The sequence below is a fragment of the Actinoplanes sp. NPDC051633 genome, assembly GCF_040681735.1.
Lineage (GTDB): Bacteria > Actinomycetota > Actinomycetes > Mycobacteriales > Micromonosporaceae > Actinoplanes.
Map to the genome: position 1 here is coordinate 1 of NZ_JBFAZH010000252.1, position 8,079 is coordinate 8,079.

Sequence of the window (8,079 nt, forward strand, 5' to 3'; positions counted from 1 at the left end):
ACGAGATCTCTTTTGGGGTGTCTGGAGTTGTGAGGTGTGCTCTTCCGATCTGCTGGACGTCGGCCCAGGTGAGGTCGCGCAGCAGCGGCGCCATCAGCGGCGGCTCCAGAGGGTCCGCGCCGACCGCGTTGTCCTCTCCGGTCACGGTCACCCACGCAAGCTAAGCAACGTCAATGGAATCCAGGTGAACAAACGGTTTCCTGCCGTGCCGGAGTGCACTATGTCTCACTTCCTGCGGTCGTGTGTCACGCTGGTCGGCGATGACTACACGTAAGGAACGCGCGCAGCGGCGCGCGGGGGAGTTCCCGCCGGCGCCGGAGCCGCTGGCGGTGCCGGTCTTCGACAGCCACACCCATCTGGACATCACCGTGCAGGAGGCGCCCGGCACCGGCGTCGACGACCTGATCGCGGCGGCCGTCAAGGCCGGCGTGGACCGGTTGGTGCAGGTCGGCGTGGACGTGCCGTCGTCGAGGTGGAGCGCCGAGCTGGCCGCCCGCGATGAGCGCGTCCTGGCGGCGGTCGCGGTGCATCCCAACGAGGCGCCACGGCTGGCGGACCTCGACGAGGCCCTCCGCGAGATCGAGTCGCTCGCCCGGCTGCCGCGGGTGCGGGGGGTCGGCGAGACCGGCTTGGACACGTTCCGTACGGGTGCGGAGGGGCGCGCCGCGCAGGAGGCGAGTTTCCGCGCGCACATCGCCATCGCCAAGCGTTATCGCAAGGCGCTGATCGTCCACGACCGGGACGCGCACGCCGACGTGCTGCGGGTGCTGGACGAGGAGGGCGCGCCGGAGACCGTGATCCTGCACTGCTTCTCCGGCGATGCGGAGTTCGCGGCCGAGTGCGTCCGACGCGGTTACCTGCTCAGCTTCGCCGGGACCGTGACCTTCGGCAACGCCGCGACCCTGCGCGCGGCGGCCGCCATCACGCCGCCGGAGCAGATGCTGGTCGAGACCGATGCGCCCTACCTGACACCGATGCCCTATCGCGGCCGCCCGAACGCGTCCTACCTGATCCCGCACACCATGCGCGCGCTCGCCGAGACGACGGGCGTCGACCTGGACGAGCTCTGCGCGGCGATCTCGGCGACGGGGGACCGGGTCCTCGGACCCTGGGGTTAAGGCTCGAGGACCCGGGCGGTGACGCCCAGCTGGCGCGCGAGCGACTGCAGGTGCTCGGCGAACTCCGTCGGCGCGGCCAGCAGTGGACCGCGGGAGACGAAGCGGACCGCCCACCGGTGGCCCGGCGCGACGTTGAAGATCCGGTGCACCACGATGGATCCGCGGGGGTCCGGCTCGACGCTGGTCACCCCGCGATACCACCACTCGCCCTGCCGGCTCACCGACCGCGCGGCGCGATCCACCACGACGGTCATCCGGCTGCCATCGATGGCGACGGCGAACTCGTCACCGTCGGCCGGCTCGGCGTCGCCGGTCGCAGCCAGCGGTGACCGCCCGCCCGGCCGGACGTCGAGCAGCACCTCCGCCACCGAGTCGGCGGACGCTTCCACGAGGCCGCGCAGCTCGAGCAGCTCGGTCATGACCGGCGGCACCGGGCGGCGGAGGCCGGCGCCGGGGCTCGGCGTCGGGGGTGCGGGCCAGGGCGGGACGACGCGGGCTCGGTCATGAGGTCCGTTGTATCAAGGCACCCGTAGGCTGTCGTCCCATGGCGGACGCACTGCTCGGCCCGGCGGAGATCCGGGAGCTCGCCGCACGGCTGGGCGTCACGCCGACCAAGAAGCTCGGACAGAACTTCGTGCACGACCCGAACACCGTGCGGCGCATCGTGTCCGCGGCCGGGTTGCGCCCCGGTGACGTGGTGCTCGAGGTCGGCCCGGGGCTCGGCTCGCTGACCCTCGGGCTGGTCGGCGCGGCGGCGCACGTACACGCCGTGGAGATCGACCCCACGCTGGCCGCCGCCCTCTCCGAGACGGTGCGGTCACCCAGCCTGACCGTGCACTGCGCCGACGCCCTCCGGGTCACGAGCAAAGACTTCGACCCGCCGCCGACCATGCTGGTCGCGAACCTGCCCTACAACGTGGCCGTCCCGGTCGTGCTGCACCTGCTGGCCGAGCTGCCGACGCTGCGCGGCGGGCTGGTGATGGTGCAGAAGGAGGTGGCGGACCGCCTGGTCGCGCCGCCGGGTTCGAAGGTGTACGGCGTTCCGTCGGTGAAGCTCGCCTGGTACGCCGACGCGCGCTCCGCCGGACGCGTACCCCCTGCGGTCTTCTGGCCCGTGCCCAACGTGGACTCCGGCCTGGTCGCCTTCGCCGGCCACCCCGCGCCCGCCGCGGTGGACCGCAAAGCGGTCTTCGCGGTCGTCGACGCCGCCTTCGCGCAGCGCCGCAAGACCTTGCGCGCGGCCCTCGCCGGATGGGCCGGCAGTCCCGCCCGGGCCGAGGAGGTGCTGGTCACAGCCGGGTTGAATCCGCAGGCCAGGGGTGAGTCGCTGGGGGTGCGCGACTTCGCCGCGATCGCGGCTGCGGCTGAAGTCAGAGGGTACGGCGGTAAGCTCTCCGCGTCCGGTGAGCAGCCCGAGGAGGTGGACCGGTGAAGATCGATGCCGGTGACACCATGTCCGTGAGCCGCACCGCGTGACGGAGGCCTGGGGTCCGGATGACCGGCGGCCGTCCGGGCCGGTCCGGGTCCGCGTCCCTGCCAAGATCAACCTGCATCTCGGCGTCGGGGCGCTGCGCCCCGACGGGTTCCACGAGCTGACCACCGTCTACCACGCGATCAGCCTCTTCGACGAGCTGCGTGCCAGCCCCGGCGACACCCTCACGCTGACCATGGAGGGCGAGGGCGCGGGCGAGCTGGCCCTGGACGAGACCAACCTGGTGATCCGCGCCGCCCGTGCGCTGGCCGCGCACACCCGCGTGCCCGCGTACGCCAGGCTGCATCTGCGCAAGTCCATCCCGCTCGCCGGCGGCCTGGCCGGTGGCAGCGCCGACGCCGCAGCGGCCCTGCTGGCCTGCGACGCGTTGTGGGGGACGGGCGTGCCCCGCGACGAGCTGGCCGAGCTCGGCGGCACGCTGGGGTCGGACGTCCCGTTCCTGCTGCACGGCGGCACCGCCCTCGGCACCGGCCACGGCGAGGCGATCAGCCCGGTCCTCGCCCGGCCGTCGACCTGGCATTGGGTGATCGCCGTCGCGCACGACGGCCTCGCCACCCCCGACGTCTATCGCGAGCTCGACCGGCTGCGCGGGGCCGGCCTCGCGCCGACGGCGCTGGACAGCCCGGACGACCTGATGTCGGCCCTGCGGCAGCGCAACCCCGAGGTGCTCGGCGACGAGCTCGGCAACGACCTGCAGGCGGCGGCGCTGTCGCTGCGGCCCGAGCTGGCCGAGGTGCTCAAGGCGGGACAGGCGGCGGGCGCGGTCACCGGCATCGTCTCCGGCTCGGGCCCGAGCTGCGTCTTCCTGGCGACCGACGCCGGCCACGCCGAGCGGGTCGCCGCGGGGCTGACCGCCGCGGGCGTGTGCCGTGAGGCGAGGACCGCACGCGGGCCGATGCCGGGCGCGCGGATAACGTAGTACGCACTGTGACTAACATCGTCAATCTCGATCGGGTCAGCAAGGGCTACGGCGCCGCCGGTCGCCTGCTCACCGACGTCTCCCTCGGCCTGGACGACGACGCCCGGCTCGGCATCGTCGGCCTCAACGGCGCCGGCAAGTCCACCCTGCTGCGATTGCTCGCCAAGAGTGAGGAGCCGGACGAGGGCCGGGTCACCCACCGGCGCGACCTGCGCGTTGCGGCCCTGCCCCAGACGCTCGACCTCGACCCCGGCCACACCGTGCGCGACGTGGTGCTGGGTGACGCCTGGCTGCCCGAGGGGATGGGCGCCGAGCACGAGTGGGCGGGCGACGCGGGCGTCCGGACCATCATGGCCGGCCTCGGCATGGGCCACCTCGGGCTGGACAGCCCGGTCGGTCCCATGTCGGGTGGCGAACGCCGCCGGGTCGCGCTCGCCGCGCTGCTGGTGCGCGACGCCGAGCTGCTGATCCTCGACGAGCCGACCAACCACCTGGACGTGGCCGGCGTCGACTGGCTCGCCCGGCACCTGCTGACCCGCAAGGGCGCACTGGTGGTGGTCACCCACGACCGCTGGTTCCTGGACGCGGTGTGCACCGCGACCTGGGAGGTCGTGGACGAGTCGGTGCAGACGTACGCCGGGGGTTATGCGGCCTGGATCCTCGCCCGCGCCGAACGGCAGCGGGTGGCCGCCCAGGTCGAGGCCCGCCGGCAGAACCTGCTGCGCAAGGAGATCGCCTGGCTGCGACGCGGTCCGCCGGCCCGCACCTCGAAACCGCAGTTCCGCATCGACGCGGCGAACGCGCTGATCGCCGACGTGCCGCCGGTGCGCGACACGGTCAGCCTGCAGCGCCTGGCCACCTCGCGGCTGGGCAAGCAGGTCTACGAGCTCGACCGGGTGACCCTCAAGGCCGGCACCAAAACCATCCTCGAGGACCTGACCTGGCACGTCGGCCCCGGCGACCGCATCGCGGTGCTGGGCGCCAACGGCGCCGGCAAGACCACGCTACTGCGCCTGCTGGCCGGGCTCACGCAGCCGGACGGCGGTTCGATCGTGCGCGGCTCCACCGTGCGGGCCGCGTTCCTGTCCCAGGAGCTGCACGAGCTGCCCGGAGAGTTGCGGCTGCTGGAGGCGGTCGAGCAGATCGCCAAGCGGGTCAAGCTCGGCGATCGGGAGATGGCCGCGTCGCAGCTCGCCGAGATCTTCGGGTTCACCGACAAGCGGCTGTGGACACCGGTGGGTGACCTGTCCGGCGGTGAGCGGCGGCGGTTGCAGCTGCTGCGCCTGCTGGCCGGGGAGCCGAACGTGCTACTGCTCGACGAGCCCACCAACGACCTGGACACCGACACCCTGGCCGCGCTCGAGGACCTGCTCGACACCTGGCCGGGGACGATGATCGTGGCGAGCCACGACCGGTATCTGGTCGAGCGGGTCACCGAGACGGCCTACGGGATGTTCGGCGACGGCCGGCTGGTGCACCTCCCCGGCGGGGTGGACGAGTACCTCGCGACCGGTCAGCCGCAGCTCACCGACGACACCCAGCCCGTCAAGATCAAGTCGCCGGGGTGGAGCGCCGGGGATCTGCGCGCCGCCAAGAAGGAGCTCTCCCGGCTCGAGCGGCAGCTCGCCAAGCTCGAGGACCGCATCCTCAAGATCAACGAGAGCCTGGCCGTGCACGGCAGCGACTACGACAAGATCATCGAGCTCGACGCGCAGCTCAAGGCCGTGCAGGAGGAGAGGGCCCGCACCGAGGAAGCCTGGCTGGAGCTGGCGGAGCGCGTGCCCGAAGATTGATCCGGGGGTGGACCTGCGACGCCGTGAGCGATGAGCCAGAATGACCACCATGGCGCACAACCCGATCAATCACCCGCTGCGGCCGCTCTACCGCCTGCTGGCCATCCTGGCCGGGGGCTATCTGGTCGTCTTCGGCGTGATCGGCCTGATCGTCTCCTCCGGCGCGGGCCTGCTCGACCAGCCCGACGACCGCGTGCTCGGCCAGGGCACCAACCTGCTCTGGTCCATCGTGTCGCTGGTGTTCGGCGCGGTCGTCGTGCTCGCCTCCCTGGCGCCGCGCAACATCGGCAACCAGGTCCAGTGGCTGGGCGGCTGGACGCTGCTGGTGATCGGCACGTACGAGCTGGCGACCAGCCGCACCGACGCCAACTTCCTCAAGTTCACCATCGCGACGGTGGTCGTCACTTACCTCGTGGGGCTGGCGCTCGTGCTCGCGGGCCTGTACACCAAGGTGGGTGCGTCGGACGAGGCCGGCGCTCCACGACAGGTGAGGGAGGGTCGCACGGCCTGATGGCGCACTTCCCCCTCAACCATCACCTGCGTCAGACGTACCGTCTCCTCGCCGCCGCCGCCGGGCTCTACCTCCTCCTGGTCGGCGGCCTCGGCCTGATCGAGACCTGGGGCGACCCCTTGTTCCACCGGGGCTCCGACTGGGCTCTCGGCCTGCGCGTCAACCCGGCCGCCTCCGTGGTGCTGCTGGTGGCCGGCCTCGCGGTGCTGGCCGCCGCAGGCATCGGCGGCAACGTGCACCACCACGTCAACATGGTGCTCGGCTGGGCCCTGATGGTCATCGCCATGGTGGCGATGACGATGATCCAGACGGATGCCAACGTGTTCAACGTGTCGATGGTCAACGTCATCGTGCTGGCGTCGGTCGGGCTGATCCTGGTCGTCGCCGGCCTGTACGGCAAAGTCGGCCGCGAGGCCGAGCCGGTGAGCCGCTAAGGCGTCTTCCGCGTCGTCAGCGTGGGCTCGGCCTCGAGGTGCGACAGGCCGTTCCAGGCCAGATTGACCAGGTGCGCGGCGACCATCTCCTTCTTCGGCTTCCGCGCCTCGCGCCACCACTGCCCGACCAGCGCGACCATGCCGACCAGCGCCTGCGAGTAGAGCTCGGCGAACTTCGAATCCAGCCCTCGGTCCTTGAACTCGTCGCCGAGGATGTGCTCGACCTGGTGCGCCACGTCGTTCATCACGCTGGAGAAGTTGCCCGTCGCGGACAGGGCCGGGCCTTCCCGGACGAGCACCCGGAAGCCGTGCGGCTCCTCCTCGATGTAGTCGAGCAACGCCAGCGCGGCCTGCTCGAGCAACTCACGCGGATCCCCGGCGGTCAGCGCCGCCGCGATCCGGTCGAGCATCGAGCGCACCTCACGGTCGACCACGACGGCGTAGAGGCCCTCCTTGCCGCCGAAGTGCTCATAGACGACCGGCTTGGAGACCTTGGCCCGCGCGGCCACCTCCTCGACGCTGGTGCCGTCGAACCCCCGCTCGGCGAACAGCTGCCGCCCGGTCGCGATCAGCTGCTCGCGGCGCTGAGCGGCGGACATCCGGACGCGGGATGCCGCCGGGCGCGCCGTGGGCTGTGCGGGCGTGTCGCTGGGGTCGGTCACCCGGCCATCCTGCCAGGACGGACGCGCGGTGCGGCCGAGCCCGATCCGCCGCTGCCCCTTCCCGCGTTGACGCGGCTGACATAGTAGATTCTGGCGGTCGGTCGCAGACTTGTGGGCGACCTTCCCGATCGGCCGTGGTGAAATGGCATCACCTTCGGTTTTGGTCCGAAAGTTCCAGGTTCGAGTCCTGGCGGCCGAGCGTGTGTTGTGGTGGGCCCTGACCCCTGGGCCCGGCGGCTGATGTGGCGCCGCGTCCCGCATCGAAATACTGCGAGCAATGGAGTTCTGCGAGCAATGGAGTCCCGCGTGAGCCAGACCCCCGGTCGTACCGTCGTCGTTCTCGCCGCCGGTGAGGGCAAGCGGATGAAGTCCGCGACGCCCAAGGTGCTGCACCCGCTGCTCGGCCGCACGCTGGTCGGGCACGTACTCCAGGCGGCCTCCGCGGCGCGGGCCGATCACACGATCGTGGTCGTCGGGCACAAGGAGGAGCTCGTGCGGGCGCACCTCGACGAGGTCGCCCCGTCGGCCGTCCCGGTGCTGCAGGCCGTGCAGAACGGCACGGGGCACGCCGTCCGCATCGCTCTGCAGGCCGCGCCCGACGCGGCCGGCACCGTCGTCGTGCTCAACGGCGACGTCCCGCTGCTCCGGCCCGAGACGCTCGACGCACTGCTCACCGCACACGAGGAGAGCAAGGCGGGCGCGACCGTGCTGGCCGCCGAGGTGGACGACCCCACCGGGCTCGGGCGGATCGTCCGGCACGAGAGCGGGCGGCTCGAGCGGATCGTCGAGGAGCGCGATGCCGAGCCCGCCGTCCGTGCGATCCGCGAGGTGAACGCCGGGATCTACGCTTTCGACGCGGCGCTGCTGCGCGAGGCGCTGGGCCGGCTGTCGACCGACAACAATCAGGGCGAGGAATATCTCACCGACGTCTTCGAGCTGCTCGCCGAGGCCGGGCACCCGGTGGGCGTGCACGTTGCGGCGGACGCCGAGGAGACGCTGGGCTGCAACGACCGGGCCGAGCTGGCCGGGCTGCGGGCCCGGCTGCGCGATCGGGTGAACGCGGCCTGGATGCGCGCCGGGGTCTCGATCCTCGACCCGGCGACCACCTGGATCGACGTCACCGTGACGCTGTCGCCGGACGCCGAGATCG

Annotated in this window: 9 protein-coding genes and 1 tRNA gene; 8 read left to right on the forward strand and 2 right to left on the reverse strand. The window is 72.0% G+C overall.

All coding sequences use genetic code 11. The annotated features are described in order from the left end of the window. Positions 1-260 precede the first annotated feature (260 nt). Entirely contained in the window at positions 261-1,118 is an 858-nt protein-coding gene (locus tag AB0M20_RS16430) for a TatD family hydrolase (protein ID WP_364298840.1), read from the forward strand. Here AB0M20_RS16430 and AB0M20_RS16435 read toward each other — a convergent pair. After that, positions 1,115-1,537: a hypothetical protein gene (locus tag AB0M20_RS16435; RefSeq protein ID WP_364298842.1), complete on the reverse strand. Its 423-nt coding sequence runs from the start codon at positions 1,535-1,537 to the stop codon at positions 1,115-1,117. The genes AB0M20_RS16430 and AB0M20_RS16435 overlap by 4 nt on opposite strands. Positions 1,538-1,662: 125 nt before the next feature. On the opposite strand from AB0M20_RS16435, the gene rsmA reads away from it, so the two are divergent. From rsmA to AB0M20_RS16460, 5 genes are read left to right on the forward strand one after another with little or no spacing between them, the layout of a single operon-like run. Beyond that, positions 1,663-2,550 carry a 16S rRNA (adenine(1518)-N(6)/adenine(1519)-N(6))-dimethyltransferase RsmA gene (rsmA, locus tag AB0M20_RS16440; protein WP_364298844.1) on the forward strand — a complete coding sequence of 296 codons (888 nt, stop codon included), beginning with the start codon at positions 1,663-1,665 and terminating at the stop codon, positions 2,548-2,550. A 40-nt stretch (positions 2,551-2,590) separates the two neighbouring features. After that, a complete protein-coding gene (locus AB0M20_RS16445; protein ID WP_364298846.1) occupies positions 2,591-3,529 on the forward strand; it encodes a 4-(cytidine 5'-diphospho)-2-C-methyl-D-erythritol kinase in 939 nt (312 codons plus the stop codon). 8 nt (positions 3,530-3,537) lie between these two features. Next, on the forward strand, positions 3,538-5,322 hold the full coding sequence (locus AB0M20_RS16450; protein WP_364298848.1) for an ABC-F family ATP-binding cassette domain-containing protein: 1,785 nt from the start codon (positions 3,538-3,540) through the stop codon (positions 5,320-5,322). 40 nt (positions 5,323-5,362) lie between these two features. After that, positions 5,363-5,833, forward strand: coding sequence for a DUF4383 domain-containing protein (locus AB0M20_RS16455; protein ID WP_364298850.1), 471 nt, complete (start codon positions 5,363-5,365; stop codon positions 5,831-5,833). Further along, on the forward strand, positions 5,833-6,267 hold the full coding sequence (locus AB0M20_RS16460) for a DUF4383 domain-containing protein (protein WP_364298852.1): 435 nt from the start codon (positions 5,833-5,835) through the stop codon (positions 6,265-6,267). Before AB0M20_RS16455 ends, AB0M20_RS16460 begins: the two co-directional genes overlap by 1 nt. Here the strand turns inward: AB0M20_RS16460 and AB0M20_RS16465 are convergent. After that, a complete protein-coding gene (locus tag AB0M20_RS16465) occupies positions 6,264-6,866 on the reverse strand; it encodes a TetR/AcrR family transcriptional regulator (RefSeq protein WP_364298856.1) in 603 nt (200 codons plus the stop codon). The two genes, AB0M20_RS16460 and AB0M20_RS16465, sit on opposite strands and share 4 nt — an antisense overlap. Before the next feature lie 191 nt (positions 6,867-7,057). Here AB0M20_RS16465 and AB0M20_RS16470 point away from each other — a divergent pair. Continuing rightward, positions 7,058-7,128: transfer RNA gene (locus AB0M20_RS16470), tRNA-Gln, on the forward strand. Positions 7,129-7,235: 107 nt separating this feature from the next. Beyond that, positions 7,236-8,079, forward strand: an 844-nt coding sequence (locus AB0M20_RS16475) for an NTP transferase domain-containing protein (protein WP_364298854.1), incomplete at its 3' end; no start/stop codon positions are given.